19 protein-coding genes and 2 tRNA genes are annotated in these 23,341 nt (G+C 49.9%); 14 read left to right on the top strand and 7 right to left on the bottom strand.

Going from position 1 to position 23,341, the window contains the following annotated elements; translation table 11 throughout:
* The first annotated feature begins 376 nt into the window (after positions 1–376).
* A complete protein-coding gene (locus WC593_05835; GenBank protein MFA4824661.1) occupies positions 377–760 on the top strand; it encodes a carboxymuconolactone decarboxylase family protein in 384 nt (127 codons plus the stop codon).
* A gap of 260 nt (positions 761–1,020) precedes the next feature.
* Here the strand turns inward: WC593_05835 and WC593_05830 are convergent, their stop codons facing one another.
* Positions 1,021–1,812 carry a PhzF family phenazine biosynthesis protein gene (locus WC593_05830; protein ID MFA4824660.1) on the bottom strand — a complete coding sequence of 264 codons (792 nt, stop codon included), beginning with the start codon at positions 1,810–1,812 and terminating at the stop codon, positions 1,021–1,023.
* A 216-nt stretch (positions 1,813–2,028) separates the two neighbouring features.
* Positions 2,029–2,196, bottom strand: a tRNA-Trp gene (locus WC593_05825).
* Positions 2,197–2,475: 279 nt separating this feature from the next.
* On the opposite strand from WC593_05825, the gene WC593_05820 reads away from it, so the two are divergent.
* Positions 2,476–4,176, top strand: a complete 1,701-nt coding sequence (locus WC593_05820; GenBank protein ID MFA4824659.1) for an AMP-binding protein — start codon at positions 2,476–2,478, stop codon at positions 4,174–4,176.
* Between the two features lie 169 nt (positions 4,177–4,345).
* Positions 4,346–5,314: an ion transporter gene (locus WC593_05815; GenBank protein MFA4824658.1), complete on the top strand. Its 969-nt coding sequence runs from the start codon at positions 4,346–4,348 to the stop codon at positions 5,312–5,314.
* 9 nt (positions 5,315–5,323) lie between these two features.
* Here WC593_05815 and WC593_05810 read toward each other — a convergent pair whose 3' ends face one another.
* The 5 genes from WC593_05810 to WC593_05790 all read right to left on the bottom strand — a co-directional run bounded on the left by WC593_05810 (position 5,324) and on the right by WC593_05790 (position 9,368).
* Positions 5,324–5,515: a hypothetical protein gene (locus WC593_05810; protein ID MFA4824657.1), complete on the bottom strand. Its 192-nt coding sequence runs from the start codon at positions 5,513–5,515 to the stop codon at positions 5,324–5,326.
* A gap of 217 nt (positions 5,516–5,732) precedes the next feature.
* Positions 5,733–5,945 carry a DUF3006 domain-containing protein gene (locus tag WC593_05805; protein MFA4824656.1) on the bottom strand — a complete coding sequence of 71 codons (213 nt, stop codon included), beginning with the start codon at positions 5,943–5,945 and terminating at the stop codon, positions 5,733–5,735.
* The gene (locus WC593_05800; GenBank protein ID MFA4824655.1) at positions 5,942–7,342 is read right to left on the bottom strand and encodes a lamin tail domain-containing protein; all 1,401 of its coding nucleotides are present in this window, start codon (positions 7,340–7,342) and stop codon (positions 5,942–5,944) included. Before WC593_05800 ends, WC593_05805 begins: the two co-directional genes overlap by 4 nt.
* A 16-nt stretch (positions 7,343–7,358) precedes the next feature.
* Positions 7,359–8,684 (bottom strand): amidohydrolase family protein, encoded by a 1,326-nt coding sequence (locus WC593_05795; protein MFA4824654.1) that lies wholly within the window; start codon positions 8,682–8,684, stop codon positions 7,359–7,361.
* A 12-nt stretch (positions 8,685–8,696) separates the two neighbouring features.
* Positions 8,697–9,368, bottom strand: a complete 672-nt coding sequence (locus WC593_05790; protein ID MFA4824653.1) for an MTAP family purine nucleoside phosphorylase — start codon at positions 9,366–9,368, stop codon at positions 8,697–8,699.
* A 168-nt stretch (positions 9,369–9,536) separates the two neighbouring features.
* On the opposite strand from WC593_05790, the gene WC593_05785 reads away from it, so the two are divergent.
* From WC593_05785 to WC593_05735, 11 genes are all read left to right on the top strand, one after another.
* Positions 9,537–10,673, top strand: coding sequence for a nicotinate phosphoribosyltransferase (locus WC593_05785; protein MFA4824652.1), 1,137 nt, complete (start codon positions 9,537–9,539; stop codon positions 10,671–10,673).
* 245 nt (positions 10,674–10,918) lie between these two features.
* Positions 10,919–10,990: transfer RNA gene (locus WC593_05780), tRNA-Ala, on the top strand.
* Between the two features lie 261 nt (positions 10,991–11,251).
* Positions 11,252–12,232: a chemotaxis protein CheW gene (locus WC593_05775; protein ID MFA4824651.1), complete on the top strand. Its 981-nt coding sequence runs from the start codon at positions 11,252–11,254 to the stop codon at positions 12,230–12,232.
* Positions 12,233–12,408: 176 nt separating this feature from the next.
* Positions 12,409–14,775 carry a Cache 3/Cache 2 fusion domain-containing protein gene (locus WC593_05770; GenBank protein MFA4824650.1) on the top strand — a complete coding sequence of 789 codons (2,367 nt, stop codon included), beginning with the start codon at positions 12,409–12,411 and terminating at the stop codon, positions 14,773–14,775.
* A gap of 12 nt (positions 14,776–14,787) precedes the next feature.
* Positions 14,788–17,199, top strand: coding sequence for a chemotaxis protein CheW (locus WC593_05765; GenBank protein MFA4824649.1), 2,412 nt, complete (start codon positions 14,788–14,790; stop codon positions 17,197–17,199).
* Position 17,200: 1 nt separating this feature from the next.
* A complete protein-coding gene (locus WC593_05760; protein ID MFA4824648.1) occupies positions 17,201–18,568 on the top strand; it encodes a hybrid sensor histidine kinase/response regulator in 1,368 nt (455 codons plus the stop codon).
* 213 nt (positions 18,569–18,781) lie between these two features.
* Positions 18,782–20,182, top strand: a complete 1,401-nt coding sequence (locus WC593_05755; protein ID MFA4824647.1) for an ATP-binding protein — start codon at positions 18,782–18,784, stop codon at positions 20,180–20,182.
* The gene (locus tag WC593_05750) at positions 20,179–20,709 is read left to right on the top strand and encodes a GNAT family N-acetyltransferase (GenBank protein ID MFA4824646.1); all 531 of its coding nucleotides are present in this window, start codon (positions 20,179–20,181) and stop codon (positions 20,707–20,709) included. Before WC593_05755 ends, WC593_05750 begins: the two co-directional genes overlap by 4 nt.
* Positions 20,710–20,892: 183 nt before the next feature.
* The gene (locus WC593_05745) at positions 20,893–21,462 is read left to right on the top strand and encodes a DUF47 family protein (protein MFA4824645.1); all 570 of its coding nucleotides are present in this window, start codon (positions 20,893–20,895) and stop codon (positions 21,460–21,462) included.
* Positions 21,459–22,649 (top strand): inorganic phosphate transporter, encoded by a 1,191-nt coding sequence (locus WC593_05740; protein ID MFA4824644.1) that lies wholly within the window; start codon positions 21,459–21,461, stop codon positions 22,647–22,649. The genes WC593_05745 and WC593_05740 overlap by 4 nt, the downstream gene beginning before the upstream one ends.
* 59 nt (positions 22,650–22,708) lie before the next feature.
* Entirely contained in the window at positions 22,709–23,338 is a 630-nt protein-coding gene (locus tag WC593_05735; protein ID MFA4824643.1) for a DUF47 family protein, read from the top strand.
* The last annotated feature ends 3 nt before the right edge of the window (positions 23,339–23,341 follow it).

Raw genomic sequence — 23,341 nt, 5'->3', positions numbered from 1 at the left:
GATCCGGAATTCCTCTCAATGAGGGAATGACGAAACGGCCGGGCTGGGGATAAGGGAGTATTTTTGGGGGGGATACGATGATGATGGGGGGCGCATGGGTACAATTAATTGGGGGTGACCTCCAGGACCCCCTATTCAGGGTAACATGGAGAGAATAGGTGATAGAGCGACACCCTTTGCCTAAAACGCCTCCCCGGGTTTAAGCTGCTTATGAGGGAAGCGGAAACAATGAGGGGTAGCAACCACTTTGCCCAGAGTGATCCCTACAAGATATACAACTGCATGCCCTTTCAATGTGAGAAATAGCACAAGCAACGCCGGGTTATGAAAATTATATTACATCATCTGCTCTATGCAAAATCTGAAGCTGATGAACATGACAGAGAAAAACCCCTACGAGATCTTCCAGAAGGAATGCCCCGAGCTTGCCGAACGATTCAACAATTTGGTTGAAGTACAGCGATCGTTAAAAGGTCTTGACTTAAAAACAAAACAGCTGATCAATATCGCAATCCAGACCTCGACAAAGAACTCCCGTGGCGTGAAATTCCACGCGATAATGGCATATCAGGCAGGTGCGACAAGAGATGAGATCATAGGATCGGTTGTGATGAACCTGCACCTGACCGGGCTGGTCACCGTGCTCGAATGCCTGCCGGCTGCGCTTGAAGGAGTCGAAGAGGCAACGAAGGCGAAGAGTAAAACCACTGTGCCAGGCACAGCAGCTAAAGATCCCGCAAAGAAACGTGTAAAACGGTAACGTGCAGGAAAATTTCAATCCATTTTTCCCATTACAGGAACTTTGGAATTAACGTAATACAAAAGGGCCAACTCCTGCATTCAGGTAATATCACCGTATAAGGATTGCAGAGAAAATGGGGGGTTGGTGAGATTTGAACATTCGATAGACTTTTTTCTCCGACCTGCATCAGTGCTCCAACGGCTCATCATTTTTTATCAGCAGACCTATTATTTATCATCGGTAAAGACCAGCCCCGGGAACACGCCCGTTGGTGCCGGTCATACAAGCAGTTTGCCGGATGATATGTGGACTGCATGTCCCCCGAGGAGGACCCGGTCGCCATGCAGGGTGACCCTCACGGTCCCGCCCCGTGCCGAGCACTGGAATCCGTCAAGTTCTGTTTTTTTGAGTTTTTCTCCCCAGTACGGCCCGAGACAGCAGTGGGCTGAGCCGGTGACCGGATCTTCCGGGACCCCGACAGCAGGTGCGAAGAACCGGGACATGAAATCAAAATGCGGGAGATCGGAGACCGCAGTTACAATGATACCCCGCGTCGGAATCGCCGCGAGAGCTGCCATATCGGGTTCAAGGGTACAGAGATCTGCCGCTGACGGGAGCTCAACAAGGATATCAAACAGGTTCCTCCCCACAAAGACCGGGGTGACACCCAGTGCCCGGTCAAGGCCGGGGACCGATGATTCGGAAATGACCGGCTCGGCAGGAAAATCAATGGTTATCCAGTCCCCGTCCTTTTGGGCAGTGAGCGTTCCCGATCGCGTCTCAAACGCGATCGCTGATTCCGGGTTCTCGCGACCGGTTGTCCACAGGGTGAAAGCTGCAGCAAGCGTTGCGTGGCCGCAGAGATCCACCTCTCGTTCCGGGGTAAACCACTGCAGGTTCCAGCCGTCCTGACCGGGATGCAGGAACGCAGTCTCGGAATGTTTCATCTCCCCGGCGACCTGCTGCATCCAGGCGGGATCGGCCGGCCCGTCCATGATGCATACCGCCGCAGTGTTTCCGCGGAACGGGGTACCGGTAAAGGCATCTACCAGATGCAGTTCAGGATTCATACAAGGGAGATCGCATTTTAAACGCTTATAGCTGATCGGGCGCCATGGACATAAGTCTGATTAGTGAGGAGATCTTCTTCAAGTGATCAACCGGTTCCGATATGCCTGGCCCGAACAACAGAATATAAGAAGTGTCCTATAGCGAGAACTAAAAAACCGTTTCCGGTTTGTTATCGTGATCTGCAAACTGCCGGTTTAAGAGATAATAAGAAAATGTGGGGTTGGTGAGATTTGAACTCACGATCGACGGGTCTCTCCGACATGCATCAGTGCTCCAACGGGTCATCATCTTTTCATCAGTAGACCCATTGTTCATCATCTGCGAGCACAAAGAACGCAAAGACCGCTGGAGCCCGTCGCCATTCCGGGCTAGGCCACAACCCCATACAATCCGCGTACAGGAATTTCCTGCCGCTGACTCAATAAATTCGCAGTATACAAACTTAAGAGTTTGGTTATCTGCTTTCTCTTTTTATAAAAGGGTCATCCCTGTCAAAAAGTTCTGACCATATCGCAGTTATCAAAAAAATGACAGGGTATTCCGGAATATTACCCCAAAATTGTTGAGAGGATATCCAGGGTGCACCACTTTTTTATGATTCTGCACCACGCACCGCATAAAATCAGTATCAATATATGCCATTCCTGCCTCATATTTTAATAATGGTCGAGGGGAGCTATGCAAGCGGGACATCGACAGTTCCTTTACTGGGAATGACAATCGGTGAGATGGTTGACAGTATTGCGGCAAAATATCCGGATACCGAAGCGGTTGTATCTGTCCACCAGGATATCCGCTGGACATACCGCGAGTTTATTGAACAGGTAAACCAAATTGCCCGAAGCCTCATGGGACTTGGGGTTGAGAAAGGTGATCGCGTCGGAATATGGGCTATGAACTACGCGGAATGGGTAGTTGTGCAGTTCGCTACAGCAAAGATCGGGGCGATCATGGTCAACATAAACCCGGCGTACCGCACGTATGAACTCGAATACGTGCTCAAGCAGGCAGAGATCCAGACACTCATTATCCAGGGCCGGTTCAAGACCTCCGATTACGTTGGGATGTTCTACGAGGCATGCCCGGAAGCATTCGAATCCAAACCCGGCAAGATCTCCAGTGAAAAATTCCCGTTCTTAAAAAATGCAGTCTTCCTTGGCGACATCCCCTATAACGGTATGTACACATGGGACGATCTCTTAAAAAAGGCCGATGAGATCACGATGGATGAACTCATCGAGCGGGGTGAAGTGCTCACGTTCGATGACGCGATCAATATCCAGTACACGAGCGGAACCACCGGATTTCCCAAAGGCGTTGTCCTCACCCATCACGGTATCCTCAACAACGGCTATATCATCGGAGAGGGCATGGGCTTTACCGAAAAAGACCGGCTCTGCATTCCCGTCCCTTTCTACCACTGTTTCGGCATGGTCCTCTCGAACCTTGCCTGCGTAACCCACGGATCAACAATGGTACTGCCCGCTCCTACGTTTGAGGCAGAAGAGGTCTTAAAAACGATAGAAAAAGAGCACTGCACTGCAGTCCACGGGGTCCCGACGATGTTTATCGCAGAGCTTACCCACCCGAACTTTGCCAGATACAATATGCGAACCCTCCGCACCGGTATTATGGCCGGGTCTCCCTGCCCCATAGAGGTCATGAAACAGGTCAACACGATGATGCATATGAGCGAGATAGTCATCGTATACGGGCAGACCGAAACCAGCCCCGGTGTCACTATGACGACCACAAAAGATCCGGTTGAGCGTCGCGTGTCCACGGTAGGGCGTTCATTTCCGCATACCGAACTCAAGATTGTGGATTCCAAGACCGGCAAGATTGTGCCTGTCGGAGAGATTGGAGAAATTTGCGCCCGGGGTTACTGTGTCATGAAGTGTTATTACAACAATCCCTCTGCTACCCATGCCACCCTTGACAAGGATCACTGGAACCATACCGGTGATCTTGGCACTATGGATGAGGAAGGCTATTTCAGGATAGTCGGGCGGTTAAAGGACATGGTCATCCGTGGCGGTGAAAACATCTACCCTCGTGAGATTGAGGAATACCTGCACCACCACGACAAGATCGCTGATGTATACGTAGTGGGCGTACCGGATGTCAAATATGGCGAAGAGCTCTGCGCATGGGTGAAGATGAAACCCGACCAGACCATGACCGACCAGGAAGTAAAAGATTTCTGCAAGGGAAAGATTGCTCATTTCAAGATCCCACGGCATGTGATGTTCGTTAATGACTTTCCCATGGGGGTTACCGGTAAGATCCAGAAATTCCGGATGCGGGAAACCTCGATTAAAACGCTCGGTTTACAGGAAGCAGATAATATCGAAACCGCGTGATCCGTTCTTACTTTCTTTTTTTGATTTCCAGACCAGGCTCCGTATTACCGTTTTTCAGACACATCTCGAACACTATAAATACCATCCACCCGGACTTCGTCATATCACCACATATGAACCGGTTTAAGTCGGTGATCCTACAAAAATCTCCAGCCCATATGGTGCGATGATGGCAGAGAATCCAGCGCAGCAAACACAAGAAATCGTCGGGGAACCGTCCCGCTATGGCCGGATAAAAACACGAGTCAATACGATCCTCAACACCTACCCAAACGAGGACCCGACGGCACGGGTGGTGAAGTATTTCCTTGCCATCTTCATCCTGGCCAACACAATCGCCGTGGTCATCTCCACAATACCGGATCTCCCACTCTCTTTCCGCATCCAGCTCTTTACAATCATTTCGATCTGCACCTCCATTTTTGCAATCGAGTATGTCCTTCGGCTCTGGTCATGTACGCAGAACCCCACATTTTCAGGCAGGCTAATAGATCGCCTGCGCTATGCCACCGGGATTTACATGATAATCGATCTCATATCGATCATTCCCATCGTCTTCCCCTTCGCATTCCCCAACAACTATTCCATGCTCCACATCTTCCGGCTCCTCTCGATCTTCAAGCTGGTACGCTACACCCGCCACTCTGATGCGCTGCAACTCCTGCAGCGTGTCGTTTTCAAGAAACGGGAGATCATCTCAATTCTCGTAATTTTCCTGGTCTTTGAGATCCTGTTCGCATCTACGATCATGTACCTTCTCGAGAATGCCGCCCAACCGGACAAGTTTTCCAGCATCCCTGCATCCATGTGGTGGGCAGTGATGACGGTAACAACCGTGGGATATGGAGATATTATTCCCATTACCCCATGGGGAAAAACGATTGCCGGCATGGTAACAATCGGGGGAGTCTTACTCCTTGCTCTCCCCTCTGCAATCCTTGCTGCCGGGTTTATGGAAGAGCGGCAGAAAGAGCTGACGCTCCAGGATCATACAAGGACTGAAGCGGGAGTTTCGCTGCTTGAGCGCGTGGGAACCTTAAAAGAGCGCGGGCTTATCACCGATGAGGAATTCGAGGACTATAAGGCATTTATCCGAGCACGGTTACGTGAACATAAAGAAGGGGAAAATAAAAAATAATGGGATTTCTCACAGTACGCCAAACCATGCGACGTACGAGATCGCAATCATCACAATAAATACGACAATGAGGATCTTATATACGCAACCATGACAGATGCCACCTACGGATGCCTTGTGATCAGGATCATGGGACGATGAGCAGAGACGACATTTGTGTCCGGCATGGTCATGGTGCTCGAACTGCTGGTGTTGAGTCATATACTCACTTTTGATTGTACGAGTGAAAAACATGCCGAAATGCACAACCAGCATCTGCGTTATGGGATTGCTCACGCGTCAGCCGGCAGAATACCGGGCTTTCCTGCATTCCTTCCAGACGCTCAATCCTCATACTTACTCCGGGGGGGCCGATCCCCAATCATGAGGGGTACCTCCATAAAAGAAGAACAGGTATAAGATTTTTCAGATTTTCGGATTATTTGTTTTTCAATTTATCAATCAGCGATGAGACCCGATCTTTTGATGCGGTACTCGACTGTTCGTAGCGCTCAATACTGATGGTAACGGTATCTCCTTCTTTTGATCCACGGGGTAGCAGTAATGCCGGTAAGGTTATGCGGGAAGGTTCATCCTCACTGCTGATAAGCACGGCAATATCATCTTCAATCCGGTCAATGGTTGCCTTCATTGCTGTGTACCTTCTGATCGCTGGTCAATAATTGTTCCCTGCCCGTCTTTCAGGATGGCGATATCACCGCTGTTGCCCCAAACGGGTTCTGTTTTTCCCATGTAGAGTGCCGTGTTGTTCAGGGACCCAGCTCCCGAAAAGATCGTGATCATTTCACCGGGCACCAGGACAACTGCCGGAAACGTATACAGCGTGGCCTGGCTGTTGTCAGAGAGTGTCCAGCCGGCTATGAGTACAGTATCAGTCCCACGGTTGGTCAGACGGACCCATTCACCGTTCACGTTCTGCCGGTCATCCCCGGGAGCATTGAACTGCGTAGCGCTGATCACTATGGATGTTACATTACCAATCTGCGGTACAGGAATTGATTGATGGGGGATAGAAATATTGGTAACCTCATGAGGGAGAGTCGGGTAATAGGATCCAACAGGGAGCGTTTTTTCAGTTACCTGCACTGAGGGAGTAAGCAGGGGAAGTAATCCCCCGGTTTCCCTCCCGGTCTTTACTGCATAGGTGTTCCCGTCACTCCTCACCAGGATCGTCCCATCACGGTCGGTCCGGTAGATCGTGGCTCCGGCATCAGTAAGCGTATCAATGGCCTGTTTATGGGGATGGCCGTACGGGTTGTCCTGCCCCAGCGAGATGATCGCTGTTTCCGGGTGAACCCGTGTAATGAATACAGGTGAACTTGAATGCAGGCTGCCGTGGTGTCCGACTTTGAGAATCTGGGCATCAAGCGCGTACCCGGACTTCACCAACGCAGTCTCGGCTTCACCCCCGGCATCCCCGGTAAACAGGAAATTGATTGTTCCATAGGATATGCGCTGCATAATGGAGTTGGTATTCAGGTCATCACCGAACCTTTTTTCCGGAGGAGAGAGAACAACTATCCGCAAGGCCGGGTCAAGATCGATCGTATCTCCCTTCACCGCGACCCTGTAGGGGATATTTTTCTTATCGATCGTTTCTAAGAATCGCTCATACAGGACGGACGAATGGGGCATACCTGAATCGAGTACTTGCCCGACCGGGAAAGTGTCCAGCACGTTCTGCATGCCACCAATATGATCGGAGTGCGGGTGGGTGGCTACGAGCAGATCAATCCGGGTCACACCCAGCCTTTTGAGATCGCTGACAACACGATCACCCCTGTCAATCTCTCCCGCATCGATCAGGATCGTTGTATTGCCAAAGATGATGAGCGATGAGTCGCCCTGACCGACATCAAGGAAATATGCGGAGAGTTTGCCATCATTCTCCACGGAATGGGAAGAAAAACCCTGACCAAAAGCCGGAATATCGGGATTGCTCAAGCAGCCACTGATGGAAATACACGAGATAAGGATAAAAAAAAGGCTGAATATGGTAATCGCACGGCACAAACCGGTCTTTTTCATGCGAGTCTGATCCATATTATGCGGGTTGTGATCGACCAACGAGCTCAAGGGCTGCCTTTGCTGCTCCGGCAAGGATCGTATCTTCACCCGGGATCTCACGGTTCAGCATCAGTATCCGGCCATCGCAGATGGTGGTCTCAACCGCAGCCCCGCTGCACGAGTACACGAGATTGGATGTAGCATTGTGCAGGGGTATATTACAAGCTGTGCGGGTGGAGACGAGCACGATATCTGCGGGTGCACCCACCGTGAGCGTCCCGGTGCCAAAGCCCAGCGCCCGTGCACCGTTTGTCGTTGCCATTGCAAGTGCCGCAGGAGCCGGAAGAACGGTTGGATCGTTCCAGAAGAATTTCTGGAGGAGTGCCGCGGTCTTCATCTCCTCGAACATATCGAGGTTGTTGTTGCTGGCGCAGCCATCGGTACCGAGGCAGACATTCGCACCGGCATCAGTAAGCTGGCGGGTGGGCATTGCCCGGTTGGTAGCAAGTTTCATGTTGCTCGCCGGGTTGTGTGATACCGAGACACCCCGTTTTCCGAGCAGGGCACACTCCGCATCATCAAGCCAGCAGCAGTGGGCGGCAATGGTTTTGGGAGTGAGAATCCCGCATTCATCCAGCAGCGCTGCCGGGCGTTTACCATGCTGGGCGATACAATCGTTGATCTCTTTTTCTGTCTCGGACAAGTGGATATGAATACCGATCTTCTGCTCTTTGGCAAACTCTGCACACCACTTCAGGCCTTCAGGAGAGACGGTGTAGATTGCATGAGGTCCGGCTGCGGCCTTGATGCGAGGATTATTCATCGAACGGATATGAGCTGCAAGCTTCTCGGTTGCCCTGCACTCCGCCTCACGTTTTTCTGCATTGAAGAGATCGATAAACCCGTAACAGAGGACCGCACGTATCCCGGACTCATCTACCGCCCGCGCTGCCTCATCCATCATGAAATACATGTCGTTGAATGCAGTAGTACCGGTCTTAATCATCTCAAGACACGCCAGTTTTGTTCCCCAGTACACATCGTTGCCGGTCAGGTGCGCTTCGAGCGGCCAGATCTTCTGGCTGAGCCAGTCCTGCAGGATCATATCATCCGCATACCCGCGGAGCAGTGACATGGCCGCATGAGTGTGGGTGTTGGCAAGACCGGGAAGTGCAATCGCACCATCCCCGTCAATCACCAGATCTGCTTCACCTTTGTGCGGTCCCCGTACACCTTCCCCGACCGCAGCGATAGCACCACCATCATCAACAAAAATATCTACAGACTTTCCATTCACCATCACATTCGCAATCAGGATCGATTGCCGTTTATTGAAAATATTGTCCATTTTTTCCATAATCATCACCATTCAGTCTCATGCCATATGACTGATTATTGTGTTTACCAGTTCTGCGGTGCGGTGCCGGTATGACCGCGAGATCTCAAGAATCTCATCAAAAGTCAATATCCCGTCAGCCAGACCGTTTGCATAGTTATCTACCGTGCAGAGTGCGGCAAAATCCATGCCCAGTTCACAGGCAAGGGTGGCTTCAGAGGCAATTGTCATCCCCACAAGGTCGGCGACCCGTGACAAGGCAAGGATTTCGGCAACGGTCTCAAACCGGGGGCCTTTTGTCTGCACGTAAACTCCGCCGTGTCGGGCTCCGGGTATGTGGGAGGCGAGCATTTTTGAAAGATCTTCAGATATGACGGGAAGCACATGCTCGATTGCATGGTCGTGGATCGAAGGGATATCGGTCATGCTCACGTAATCGGTCGGGATCACGAGCGAGCCGGGTGCAATCTCGCGGTTTAAGGACCCCGTGGATCCAAATGCGATAATCCGGTCCACACCCTCGATTGCAAGCGCGGCCATGTTCGCCCGGTAATTGATCCTGTGTGGCGGGAGCCCCTGCTGGTGGCGCATCAGCATCACAATATCCCCACAGAGGAGTTCCGCGTTGCCAAACGGCGTGTGCACCCGGCGTTTCTGAAGCTCCGGCAGCTCAGAGAAGAGAAGGCTTGTGCCCCCGATAATGCCGAGCATCAGCACCATCCTCCGTTCCATGAGAACGGTTTACCGGCAAACGTATTCGATACAGACTGCATGCATTACCTGCGCTGGAGAATGGTTGTCGCGGGTGACACTAATATTTAGCGAATTTTCAAAGAACATTACACAAGCGTAAATTCCTCAAAAGCACCATCATCTCATATGGGTATGTTCGATACGGTCAGCGATGAGACGATCCGTAACGGAGAATGCACGGACATCTATTTTGAGCGCACAGAAGAGACGCTCAAGGCAGAGGGGATCAACCCGGAAGTGGTAATGGAAGTTACGGCATCCGCACTTCCCGACTCGTGGTCGGTCTTCTGCGGGCTCTCAGATGTGCTCGCGCTGCTCGAAGGATTGCCGGTAACGGTTGATGCAATGGCGGAAGGCGCTGTCTTTTATAAAAATGAGCCGGTGCTGAGAATATCCGGGAAATACCGGGATTTCTGCCGGTTCGAGACAGCGATTCTCGGGTTCCTCTGCCACGCCTCCGGCATTGCAACTGCTGCTGCTCATATCAAGATCGCCGCTCATGACCGTCCGGTTTACTCATTTGGCTCCCGCAGGCAGCATCCGGCAATCGCCCGCATGATCGAACGGGCGGCATGGATCGGCGGGGTGGACGGAGTCTCCAATACCTGTGCACCAGAGGGAATTCCCGTTGTCGGTACCATGCCGCACGCGTTTGTGATGTGCTACGACAAGCCAGAAGAAGCATGGCGCTCGTTTGACAAGCACGCTCCAGCAGACGTCCCGCGGATCATGCTATCCGATACGTACTGTGATGAAAAATCTGAATCCCTGCGGGCAGCTGAATGCGGCGCGACCGCAGTCAGGCTCGATACGCCTCGTTCAAGGCGGGGCAATATGCGATCGATAATCGAAGAAGTCCGCTGGGAACTCGATGCACACGGGTATTCCAGCGTGAAGATCTTCCTGTCGGGGGGTGTTACACGGGAGGAAATTATTGCGTACCGCGATATTGTGGATGCATTCGGTGTCGGGGGATCCATTGCAAATGCGCCGGTGATTGACTTTGCCATGGATATTGTGGAGATTGGAGGAGAAGTAAAAGCAAAACGGGGTAAGAGGAGCGGGAAAAAACAGGTGTATGCAATGCCCTCAGGAGAACATATGGTATTACCCGTCCTCCAGAAACAACCGGATAATACACACCCGTTGATTGAACAATTTATAAATAACGGCAGGATCGTGAAAAGATCGGAAATGGGGGATGCCCGCTTGCGACTGGCGCAATCACTTCTCCCAATACACAATCCCCCATTATTGGAATAATAATCTCCGGGGAATCCCTTTTTCATAGTCCCAGAATTTAGCATTAAAATGGAGACGTGTGACGGTTACCATGTAGACATGCATTCTGTCATTTATTTTTAATAATTCCCGGATAAATTTTTTTAGATTTCTGCAACAGTTGATACAATGTATAAAAACAGTGGTATCACTCGTAGAAACCATCGTCCTTTTTCGTAAGACTTAAACAATTCTTTTAACCTATGGCATCCTACTAGTTAGGAAGCGGGCTGGTAGATCAGTGGTAGATCGCTCCCTTGGCATGGGAGAGGCCGCGGGTTCAATTCCCGCCCAGTCCACTCGTTTTTCGACAAGGACCAAAAGGGTCCCCAGGATTTTTATAAGATTATTCACACCATTTAGGGTCACATAGATTGAGATTGCATAACGATTACCCCTCGCTTCTGTCCCTTAACAAAAAACAATAAAAAACAACTCCTTAAAATTCTGAGTGGTACTGCCGTGTATTACCAGAATTACTTGCAGGTTTCATTTCCTCTACACTTTTATTACATCAGCACCAATGAGGGATTATCGGGTGAAGCGGTACGACGACCCTGTTGCAGTTTTCGGTTGAAGGGATCTCTTGTGCAATCACGGTAGGAAAGACGGTGTTTGTCGAGCGAATGGTCTTGGTAACTCCTCAATCCGAAGGGGGGTTTGGGATTGCCGGTGTGATCAACCTCCATGGCCGAACGGTGCCGGTCTACCAGATCCGGATGCTTCTTGGATTTCCCAACAGAAAACCCCGCCTTTCTGATGTCCTGATTGTAACAAAGGCGGGTTCCGATTGCGTTGCTCTCTGGGTTGATGAGACATCCGGCATCAGTCCGGATACCCGCCTCACCAAGGAAGATACATCCACACCGACAGGCGAATCTGTTGTGCCGGATATGACCATTACGTCCGAAGGACTGGTCATCATTCATAATCTGGCAGGTTTTTTGAAGTGTCCCAATCCTGAACAGATCCATATTGCCCTCCCGGCAAGGAAGGTCAGTCCCCTTGAGGATACCGGGGAAGAGGAGACGGGAAGAGTTACTGCAATCCTTGCAGAACGGGCACAAAAACTCTCACAACCAGCAGCCAGATCCCGGGGAATTGAACGAATCGAGGTACTGAAATTCCGGCTTGCCTACCAGGAATATGCTATCAGTATGAAGTATGTCCGGGAAGTGGTCCTTACCGGGGGTATTACGCCGGTCCCGGGGACACCTGAATATATCTCTGGTATCTGTGCAATACGAGGAGAGATCATTTCACTCGTGGATCTCCGGGCGCTCTTCTCCGTCTATGACAGAGGTCTTACTGATTTAAACCGGGTTATCGTGGTCACTAACGGAACAATGACCTTTGGCATCCTTGCCGATTATATCACCGGTATTGCCACAATACCGGCCAGTATACCCGCTGCACCAAAAACGATCCCACCCACAGGTGCCGATCCTTTTATTTTAGGAGTTGTCGACGGCATTATTGTGCTGGATGGGGCTGCACTCCTTACCGATACCCGTATGCTTGTCGATGAGACTGCTGCCTGACGTTTCCCATTCATTTTACACTCTACCCACATTCCACTCTCTGTTGCACCGTAATAAAATGAGAGGGGTTAGTGAACAATATCAGTACTTTTAAAATATATGCGATCAGTCTATTCATTACCAAGTTGTGAACGGGTACTGGAAGGGTTAAGGATAGTATGCAGTTTTTTTCCAATATGAAAGTCGGGACCAAGATTCTCGTCATCTGTCTTTTCTTGGCAATCATCCCGACACTGTTGCTCGGGCTGGTCGCGTATACCAGCTCAAGCAGCGTTATCAGTGAACAGACCCAGGCCTTGTTAGAAACTCAGGTCGGGGATATGAAAGGATGGACCAATGATGTCTACAAGCTGACCCGCAATAAGGTCAACAGTGACCTCAATGTGGCAAAACAGAATTTCTATGGCAAGGGCACGCCTGAAGTCATTAATGACAAAATGACCTTAATCGACAGCAGGGGCAACCGTTACGTGGTCAATGATAACTTCGAGACGGTCGACCAGGTGCAGGCAATGGTCGGGGGAGCTGCAACCGTTTTCCAGGTATACAATAACAGTTACGCGGTCCGCATTTCAACCAATGTTCTGGATACGAATGGGAAGCGTGCAGTCGGAACCCGCCTGACTGATGATGTCTATAAAGTGACCGTGAACGATGATGTTACGTACTATGGAAGACGCGACCTGTTTGGGAAAAATTACGTCACAGCTTATGAGCCGATCAAAGATCCCAGCGGAAAGGTAATTGGCGTTCTATTCGTGGGAACAGAAGAAGGACAGACCCTCGACGTGGTCAAGAAGAGTATACGGGAGACCATTGTCGGTAAGAATGGCTACATGTATGTGATTGACAGCGCGGGAAATGTGCTGGTCCATCCAAGCTCGGAAGGGCAGAACTGGGCAGATAAGGATTATGTTAAACAGATGTTCAGGAACAAGGAAGGTGCAGTTCCCCATGAAGTAGACGGGATGAACGTCCTTGATGCCTACACATATTATGAACCTCTTGACTGGTATATTGTATCACGCGCTGAGCTCTCGGATTTCACCGGGCCCATTGATACCATACGAAATACCATCTTCGCCCTGATGATCGCATCGATGGCCATTGGTGCAGCCATTGCAATTCTCTTTGGTCGTTCAATATCGGGTCCACTTCAGTCGGTAGTGGTCATGATCAAGGAACTCAGGAACGGCCACCTTTCTGCACGTCTCAATATTAAAAGACAGGATGAGATTGGGATCATGGCCGCAACCATGGATGAGTTTGCCGATGATCTCCAGACCAATGTCGTCGGGAATATCAAAAAGATTGCTAAAGGGGATTATATCGAAGCCTTTGCTGAGCCGGTTGATGATCGCGATGAGATCCGTCCTGCACTCAGGATGATGGTTGATTCATTGGACCACCTCCACAAAGAGACGATCAAACTTACCGATGCTGCAAGGGCCGGGGACCTTTCCGTTCGCGGGAATGAGAATGCATTCAGGGGCGGGTACCGGATGATCATCGCCGGGTTCAATAAGACCCTTGAAACGATCACCGAGCCGGTGAACGAGGCCATGCGCCTGGCCCGGTTCTATGCATCCGGTGATTTTACTGCCCGGTTTGATGAGAAGATACCGGTAGCGGGTGAATTTGTTGCTTACCGGGATGCACTCAACACGATCGGTATCGAGCTCCAGCGCTTAATGAAACTGATCAATGAGGAACTCTACGAAGGGGTCTCCGTCCTTTCCTCGGCATCAAGCGAGATCCTGACGGTAACTACCCAACTCGCAACTGCCAGCTCCCAGACGGCAAGTACCGTCAATGACACATCAGATACCGTAGAAGGCGTTAGGAAAAAGACCGACATTGTGATTCTCAAGTCAAAATCCGTGTCGGAAAAAGCGATGAAAGCCATAACCGTTTCCGGTGAAGGCCAGAAATCCGTGCAGGAGATTCTCGATGGGATGAACCACATCCAGCGGCAGATGGATACCATCGGAATGAGTGTCATCAAGCTCTCTGAACAGAGCCAGGCCATCGGGGAGATCATTGCAACGGTAACCGATATATCGGAACAGTCCAACCTCCTTGCAGTTAATGCATCCATTGAAGCGGCAAAAGCCGGTGATTTCGGGAAAGGTTTTGCGGTAGTTGCCCATGAGATTCACAACCTCGCAGAGCAATCAAAACAGGCAACGGCAAACATCCGCACGATCTTAACCGATATCCAGCGGGGTGTCTCTTCAACGGTGGTATCTACCGAGCAGGGAACCCGTTCCGTTGCGGATGCAGTCAGGCTGACTTCCGATGCACGGGAGGCAATCGAAGTGCTTACTCGTTCGATTGCTGACTCTTCGCGCGAAGCAATTGAAATTACTTCATCCATCCAGGAACAGGCTGCCGGTGTTGACCAGATCTCACTTGCCATGGAAAAGATCCGGGATGCAGCGCAGAAAAATCTCGAAATTACCCGGAAAGCAGAAAAGACGGCAGAAGACCTGCATGAACTGGGTGTGCGCTTAAAGAAACTCACCGTTCAGTACCATGTCTGATATTCCCTGCTCATGACCGGTCAGGATGATGAATTCAGGAAAAAACTCCTTGCCACATTCAGAGAAGAGGCAGAGGAATACGTAAATACCATTACCGAAGGCCTTCTTGAGATGGAGAAGACCGGACCGGAAACCGTAGGGAAGGTGACCGAGAAGGTTTTTCGTACAATCCACAGCCTGAAAGGAGCTGCACGGGCAGTCAGTGTAAAAGAGATCGAACTGGTGTGCCAGAATCTTGAAAATGTCTTTGCCACCATCAAGAACGGGGGATATTCACCTGATGCTGACGCATTTGATATTTTCCACAATGCGGTAAAGGTTATCCGGATACATTTGCAGGGTGCCCAGGCTCAACAACCCAGTTCTGCTGAAGTCATACTGGCCATCAGGGGACTGATTGCCCCAAAAAAGAGTGCGGGACACTATCCGGACACCAGCCAGAGAGATAATAAAAATACATTTCTCAACACATCCCCCGTCATCCGCGTTGTCGCTTCAACGGGCCCGGAACGGGATACTCCCCATGATAGTGGCTCTTTTCCGGAGAGTTCAACTGGTAAAACCAAACCTGTAGCATCAGGATTGTTTCCTGTTCCACCGACTATCCAGAACGAGGGGCAGTATCCAAGAACCGGTAGCAGTGCCACGGTGAGGATTTCGGCACATAAACTCGACCGTCTTATCGCAGGTTCTGATGATCTCCTTACAACACGGCTCTTCATCACTCACAGGATGCGGGAGCTTGAAGAGATGATGACCCGGTTTTCCCAGTGGCGCTGGAACCACGCCATGGTTTCATCAGATCTTTATTTACTCCGGGAAGCCATCACTGACACTAAAAAAACCACACTTCCTCCGGATCTTATCGTCCCGCTACGCCATATGCTTGAGTTCTTAGAATATGACCGGGAATTCATGGCTTATCTCAGGCATGATCTGGGAGCTCATATCCGTGCAACAGAACTTGACCGGTCTGCACTCGAAACGAGCACATCAGAGATATCTGATCTTATCCATGATGCGGTATTGGTACCTATTGCTGAAATCCTGCTGCCATTCTCAGGTTTTGTTCGGGAATATTCACGAAATACAGGAAAAAATGTCGATCTCATTATTGAAGGTGAAGCGATTGAGATGGACCGTCGTATCCTCGAATCGCTTAAAGATCCACTGATGCACCTGATAAACAACAGTATCGATCACGGGATTGAGTATCCCGATATCCGGGAAGAACAACACAAACCTGCGCGAGGAATGGTCCGTATCCGTATCGCCCCCCTGTCAGGCAGCAAAGTCGGCATCGAGGTGTCAGATGATGGAGCCGGGATCGACTGTAATAATGTGCGAACCGCGGCAGTAAAAAACGGGATCATCACAGCCCGTGAGGCCGGAAAACTTACCGATGAAGAGGCTCTATGGCTGGTCTTCCGCTCCGGGCTTTCCGTAAAACCCGATGTATCGGATATCTCCGGAAGGGGCCTGGGTCTTGCAATTGTTGAAGATACCGTAACGCGTCTTGGCGGAAATGTGATCCTTGCCTCGCAACCAGGGAAAGGGACCAGTATCACTTTGCGAGTCCCGGTAAGGCTTGCCACATTCCGGGGAGTGGTTGTTCGATCCGGTAGTCACCGGTATGTCCTTCCCATGCAGCAGGTCCGGCAGGTATTCAGGACAAAACCAGATGCCATTGTCTTCCATGATAACCGGCCAACAATAACCCTCAAGGGAGAAATCATCAGTATCATCAGGCTTACAGATGCTCTCGGCATCAGCAAATATCACCGCACCCCGGAAATACCTGCACAGGTACCGATTATTATCATTGCCTACGGGGCGGGACAGATTGCCTGTATGGTGGATGAGGTTCTCCAGGTCCAGGAGATCGTTGTGCGACCTCTTGGCAGTCAGCTGCGCAGGGTAAAACGCATCACGGGGGCAGCAATTCTCGGGGACGGAACCATAGCCATTGTACTTGACCCGATTGAGCTGATCCAGGAAGCGATAAAAACAGACCTTCCGGTACCGTATGCAGAGCAGCACGATGTGATTTCCGGACGTGTGCTTGTTGTTGAGGATTCTGTCACTTCCCGGATGTTTCTCGCTAACATACTTGAGCAGGGAGGCCACGAAGTGGTGACCGCACGCGATGGTATGGAAGCATTCGCAATGCTTAAGGAGGATAAGTTTGATATGGTCGTCTCAGATGTGGACATGCCCCGCATGAATGGCTTTACACTCACGGAAAAAATCCGGGCCGATTCAAGACTTTCCTACCTGCCCGTAGTACTGGTCACTTCACTTGATACCAGAGAAGACCGTGCACACGGTATTGCAGTCGGGGCTGATGTGTACATGGAAAAAAGTGGTTTTGAAAAAGTGAGGTTTTTATCCGTTATCAATGAACTGCTCCATGGAGATTACTAAAATGAACAAAAAACAATACGATAATGATGGAGCCAGCCTTTACATGAACGGCACTTATCCAAAAAAGCCGATGAAACTTCTCGTAGTCGAAGACAGCAGGACCCAGGCGGAATACCTGCGTCATATCCTTGAAAATGAAGGGTACAGGGTAGTTCTTGCAGCAAATGGTCTTGAAGCATTGGAACAGATTAAAATCGATCGCCCTGCTCTGGTGTTATCAGACATTATTATGCCGGAGATGGACGGGTATGAACTCTGCCGCAGGATCCGTTCCGATGCTGCAATGGCATCAATTCCGGTCATTCTCGTCACCCAACTTTTCGACCCAGTGGATGTGATCAAAGGCCTTGAAGCGGGTGCCGATAATATCATTATCAAACCCTTTGAGCCCCAGCACGTTTATTCACGAATTCATAGTGTTCTCCAGATGCTCTCCCGCCCTGACCCAGACGGCCGATCCGGAACCGGCATCGAGGTGTCGTTTGCAGACAGCAACCATACCATCACTGCCGGGAGACTGCAAATCCTCACAATTCTGCTCTCTACCTATGATCTGGCAGTCAGGAAAAATACTGAACTGCTCGAAACCCACGAGCGCCTCAATGCAGTAAATGAGGAACTCCAGGTGACAGTTGAAAAACTTCAGCAGGTAAATGATGATCTGTTCAAGGAGAATGCTGAAAGAAAAAAAGTTGAAGATGCCCTGGAAAAAGCCAACAAAAAACTCCAGTTGATGGCAAGTATCACCCGGCATGATCTTCTCAACCAGCTCATGGCCCTTCACGAATACATTGAACTTGCACTCGTGGAAAAAAATGCAGAGCCAGAAAAAGCATGGAAATATATCCTCACTGCGGATGGGATTGTCAACCAGACGGTCAACACGGTACGATTTACCGGAGATTACCAGAAAGTCGGCATCAAGTCAGCAGTGTGGCACAATGTCAGCACCCTTATAGACAATTCCTTAAAACACACCTCGCTTGGCACCGTGAAACTGGATAATTCTGTGCCAGTAGAGATTGAACTGTATGCAGACCCGTTAATCGAGAAAGTATTTTCCAATCTTATCGAAAATGCCGTGAGGTACGGGGGCATATCGATGACTACTATCCGTTTCAGCTATGGATGTAAAAACAATACCTGCACGATCATCTGCGAGGATAACGGTACCGGAATACCTGCAGATGAAAAAGAGAAGATCTTTACCTACGGATTTGGAAAAAATACCGGTCTTGGCCTTTTCCTATCCCGGGAAATTCTGAATATTACCGGCATCACCATAAAAGAGACAGGAGATCCCCATAGAGGGGCACGATTCGAAATTACCTGCCCTCCGGCAACCATCCGTTCACCGGAAAAGTCGTGATTACCTTCCAGAGACCAGTTCTCAGGGACGAGCTTCCATTATGCATTCGTGAGAAAAAGAGACACTCTGGAATGGTCTTTATTCCGGGTCAACGACAATTCAGTCTGATTCAGGGATTACCATCATATATTTATCCTTAAGATTTTTAATACCGCTAAAGACAATCTTTTTGCCCGTTCAGAGCAAATCCAGAAGAAGCAGGTGCCTCCGGGAATGAAGACATTTCAATTATTCAATTCTTCATCTCCGTTCACCCGTACGCGTGTTATTACTATTGCGGTTGCGACGGTAATTGCATTGGGTATAAATCTCGTTGGCATGTTCACCGGAATCACCGTTCTGCTTTCGCATGTAATATACATACCCATCATTCTTGCCGGCTACTGGTTCCCCCGCCGGGGTCTTCTTTTTTCTACGCTTATTGCCGTTGCCTATGGTGCACTGATCACACTTATCCTGCCCCTGGATCTCCTCCTCATCGTTTCCACTCTCTTCCGCATGACTTTCTTTATCCTTGTCGGGGGAGTGGTTACATTTCTCTCTGCAAAACTGCGGGAATCTGAGCAGCAGCTTCACGAGATCATCGAATTTTTACCCTACCCGACATTTGCTGTAAACTGTGAAGGTGTGGTGATCGTATGGAACCAGGCAGTCGAAGAGCTGACGGGAGTGAGAAAAGCAGAGATCCTTAATAAGGGGGATGGGGCCTATTCCATCGCATTCTATGGAGTAAAGCGTCCCGCCCTCCTGGATCTCATTCTCACACCCGGTCCTGAAACAGATACGTGGTACCCCCAGGTAAAAAAAGAAGGTAAAAAACTGGTCTCTGAAATTTTTATCCCTCATTTTAAAGGAGGAAAAGGGGTGTATCTCCGTATTGCTGCAACCGCCCTTGTTGACGGGAACGGTAATGTCACGGGTGCCATTGAATCGATCCGGGATATAACCGAACAGGTCATGACCGAATCGGCACTCCAGAATACCAGCAGCCGGCTCAATACCATTGCCGGTATCGTGCGTCATGACATTTCAAGAAAACTTGCAGGCCTGTATGGGATCCTTTCGATTGGGGTGATGAAATTTGATGATCCTGATGTCCTGTTCCTGATCGAAGCTCTTAAGGATTCAGCTCAGGGAATCCAGCGCCAGATCGATATATCCCGCGAGTTTAAGGATATCGGCACATCACCCCCGGCCTGGATTCCGGTGCAGGGTGCAGTGCTGGATACAATCGGGCGTCTTGGGGTTGGCGGCATCTCGTTCAGAACATGGGCTGAACGACTGGAAGTCTTTGCTGATCCCCATCTCCCGGCAGTATTTTTCCATATTTTTGACACAACCATAAAAGAAACGGATGGAGTGACTACGGTCGTAGTCACCTACCACATACGGGAAAATGGCTGTGCTATTCTTGTAGAAACAGATGGTGCGGGCATTGAAACGAGCATAAAAGAATCGTTGTTCACGCAAAAAGAAGAACGGTATGGTCACGGGTTGTTCCTTGCCCATGAAATTTGTGCCATCAGTGATATGACGATCAAAGAAACGGGAACTCCCAAAAAAGGCACACGGTTTGAGATCATGATTCCCCCCGAAGGATACCGGATACTATGATCGAACAGGACGGAATCAATGCAATCAGAAGAACCGGCGTGAACACATCCCAGGAAACGTTACAAAAAAATGGGAATCATAAGGAGAAGAAAATAAGTGTGCGTGAACTTAAGGCGGATGAATTCCCTGTAGCGGATAAATGCTGGGTAGAGTACCACGATACAACCGGTGATCCTGCCACAGACAGGATCTTTGCAGTTTTTTCCGGAGACCTGATCGTCTCTTTAGCCCGTTGCCGGCGTCATCCTGACGGCATGGATGTCGATGGTATTTTCACTCCTGATAAACATCGCAGGAAAGGCTATTCACGGCTCGCAGTCGGGGCACTGGTGGAAGCCTGCCATAATGATGACCTGTATATGCATGCGGTCCGGCACCTCATCGGTTTTTACACAAAGCAGGGTTTTATACCGATTGCAGAAAAAGAGTTGCCGCAGACTATACGCGACCGATATGTCTGGGCAGGGGGTAATCTTGAAGGAGCAGAGGTTCAGCCCATGTACCGGAAAGCCGGATTATTCTCATAGTGAAGTATCCTCCTGTTGCAGATACTCCAAAAATCATCCTGATCAATAAACAAAACATTCCATAAACTTAAAGGTCCCTTTGTTTTTTATACTTGAATACCAGAGGGACTAATCAGACCCCTTATGCATATCCGTGATCTAATTCTCCCAGAAGACAAGATTTTTTTTACCCTCTTTAAAGAAATGGCGGGAAAGATCTCCGAAGCTTCCGTCATATTAAACGAGATCACCCACGAACTTCCGAATGGCATAGAAAAATCTCACAAGGTGCGACAGTTTGAGCATCAATGTGACGAGATAACCCGTCATGTGTACGAACAGTTGAACGAATCACTGATCACACCCCTCGAACCCGAAGAGATCGCCCGGCTTGCACCGGTCCTAGACGATGTCATGGACCGCATTGACCGGGTCACCCAGCAGGTCTGCAACTACGAGCTCGCCGAGAGTAATGAGACATTAAAGGAATTTTCCTACCTGATCATGATGTCTGCCACAGAGATTGTAAATGCAGTAAATGCGCTTGAAAGCTTAAAAAAACCTGATGGGGTGAAGAGCCATTCAATAGAAATCAACCGGATATATAATCTGTCGATTGAATTGCAGGCAAAAGCGGTGCTCGATCTTTTCAAGAATAAAGATCTGCTCCTGATCATCAAGCTCAAGGATATCTACGAAGGACTTGGCCGGGTGATGGAAAAATGCAACGATGTCGGGCATGCACTCAATGATATTGCAATGAGCCACGCATGATTGGCATGGAACCCATCATCCTGTTTGGCATCATCCTCGCGCTTGCACTTAACTTTGTCAATGGTCTCAATGACGCCTCGCACTCGATTGCAACGGTTGTTGCTACAAAAGCACTCTCCCCGATAAAGGCAGTGTTCTCTACCGCGATCTGCAACATGATCGGACCGTTTATTTTTTCCACGGCTGTTGCAGCAACGATTGGTACTGCTATCGTCACGAAAGACGCGCTCACCCCGCTTTCGATTGTTGTGGCACTGGGAGCTTCAATTGTTCTCGTATTTGTTGCCACGCGTATGGGAATGCCGATATCCAGCAGTCACGCCATGGTAGGCGGATTGCTGGGAGCAGGCATAGGTGCATTTGGTTTTTCCGCCGTTATCCTTCCCAGTGCAGACACCGTAATTCAGGTTTTCTTTTTCGCCTGCATTGGTGCGATTCTCGGGGCTCTTATACTTGCCATCATCTGTGCTGCATTCGAGGGGGATATCCTTTTTGGAATCCTGCTGGGGGGCGTCTGCGGTGCGGGTATAATCATCCCGATCATGATGATTGCCGGTGTAATAGAGATCCACGGCCTCCTTGCGATAGTGCTCTTCATCTTCATCTCGCCGCTCATTGGCATGGCGGGTGCATTTCTCTTTAATATCCTTGTCTCCCAGCTCATCAAACACTCGCGGCAGAGCAGGGCGAAACATATTTTCCAGCCTTTGCATGTGCTCGCATGCCTCGTTCAGGCAACCGCCCACGGCGCAAACGATGGCCAGCACGCAGTCGGTGTGATTACCGCTCTGCTGCTCTCCTCAGGCATCCTGCTCACCTTTGTAGTACCGACGTGGGTAATTCTTGCATCAGCAGTTGCAATCGGGCTGGGCACCTGTTTTGGCGGGTGGCAGGTAGTCGATAAAATGGCAAAAGATATCACCAAGATCCGGCCGTACCAGGGATTTTGTGCTGCGAGTGCGAGCAGCGCAATTCTCGTGATGGTCACCCAGCAGGGTATACCGGTCTCGTCTACGCACGCGATCAATGGCGCGATTATTGGTGTCGGAGCAACAAGAGGCAGGAACGCAGTCCAGTGGAAGGTTGTGCGCGAGATGATGACTGCATGGGTGATTACCATCCCCCTTGCGCTGGTTGTGTCATGGACTGGTTACTTAATGATAAGCTTCGCGTTGACCAGTGTATAGGGGCCATACAATTTCGCTATATTTTTTAGGAACCACCACCGATTACCAGTAGGTTTGTTATGGGTCTTCGTGAGTTGCTGATACCAAAGGATAAGGTTTTTTTCGACCTGTTTGAAAAACAGGCGGGTGTGGTAAAGGAGGCGGCATGGCTGCTTGTCGCCCTGACTGAGGATTTTACCAATATCAAGGAGAAGCGCCATGCAATCGAGAAACTCGAACATAAGGGAGACCAGATCACCCACGATATTTACGAGCAGCTGAACAGCTCGTTCATCACCCCACTCGATCCAGAAGAAATCTCCCACCTTGCATCATGCCTTGATGAGGTTCTGGACTATATCGATGGCGCTACCGAAAAGATGTACTATTACGGAATCGAAGGCACGGACTCTCACATGATCGAGCTGGCAAAACTGATTCATATGTCCACGGTTGAGATCGAGAGTGCAGTAAAAGGCATCCGTTCCATCAAGGACCCCCGATATATTGAAGAACGGTGCATTGAAGTGAACCGGCTCGAAAACCTTGCCGACGATGTGCTTGCACATGCCGTGACTGATCTCTTCAAAACAACTGATGCAATTACCATTATTAAATTAAAGGACATTTACGAACACCTTGAGACCGCTACGGATAACTGTGAAGATGTTGCAAATGTGCTGTCCGATATCGCTATCCGGCACTCATAATGG

This window comes from Methanoregula sp. (assembly GCA_041645435.1).
GTDB lineage: Archaea > Halobacteriota > Methanomicrobia > Methanomicrobiales > Methanospirillaceae > Methanoregula.
The sequence above is the reverse complement of the archived record's forward strand: the minus strand, read 5'-3'. Positions and strand labels throughout refer to the sequence as shown.